At 47.3% G+C, this 1144-nt stretch carries 1 protein-coding gene; it reads right to left on the reverse strand.

The window, feature by feature from the left end:
* A partial coding sequence (locus ACH6EI_RS27745) for a tandem-95 repeat protein (protein ID WP_397378512.1) occupies window positions 1-1144 on the reverse strand: 1144 nt, incomplete at both ends.

A 1144-nucleotide genomic window follows, 5' to 3' on the forward strand; every position in this document is an offset into this window, starting at 1 on the left:
CAAACTCATAATTCGGCACCACTGGTGCATCGTTCACTGGCGTAACCGTTACTAATACATTTGTCACTATAAATGCGCCCGACGGGTCGCTTATTAACACCGTAAATGTATCCGGACCATTATAATTTTCATTTGGCGTATACGTGAACGTACCATCTGGATTTACCACTGCCACTCCGTTTGTTGGCGGATCTTGTAAGCTGTACGTCAGCACCTCTCCATCTGGATCAAACGCTGTAATTTGACTCGATACTGCCGTATCTTCATTGGTAACCAGCGTTACCACCACCGGACCTACTGGTGGATCATTTACTGGCAGAATCGTAATTGTAATGGTTGAAACCGCCGTTCCTCCTTGGCCATCGCTTACTACGACGCTAAAGCTATCTACCCCGTTGTAATTTTCATTTGGCGTATACGTGTAGGTTCCGTCTGGATTTACTACCACCGTTCCATTCACCGGACCTGTCAGTAACCCGTACGTTAGGGGATTTCCGTCCACATCTGTTGCCACCACTTGGCTATTTAAACTCGTGTCTTCGTTGATCACAAACTCATAGTTCGGCACCACTGGTACATCGTTCACTGGCGTGACCGTCACAAATACATTTGTCACTATAAATGCGCCCGACGGGTCGCTTATTAACACCGTAAATGTATCCGGACCATTATAATTGCCATTCGGTGTATACGTGAACGTACCATCTGGATTTACCACAGCCACTCCGTTTGTTGGCGGATCTTGTAAGCTGTACGTCAGCACCTCTCCATCTGGATCAAACGCTGTAATTTGACTCGACACTGGCGTATCTTCATTGGTAACCAACGTCACCACCACTGGACCTACTGGTGGATCATTTACTGGCAGAATCGTAATTGTAATGGTTGAAACCGCCGTTCCTCCTTGGCCATCGCTTACTACGACGCTAAAGCTATCTACCCCGTTGTAATTTTCATTTGGCGTATACGTGTAGGTTCCGTCTGGATTTACTACCACCGTTCCATTCACCGGACCTGTCAGTAACCCGTACGTTAGGGGATTTCCGTCCACATCCGTTGCCACCACTTGGCTATTTAAACTCGTGTCTTCGTTGATCACAAACTCATAGTTCGGCACCACTGGTACATCGTTCACTGGCGTGAC

Origin of the sequence: Priestia sp. JSM ZJ58 (genome assembly GCF_044383985.1) — a bacterium.
GTDB classification, from domain to species: domain Bacteria; phylum Bacillota; class Bacilli; order Bacillales; family Bacillaceae_H; genus Priestia; species Priestia zanthoxyli.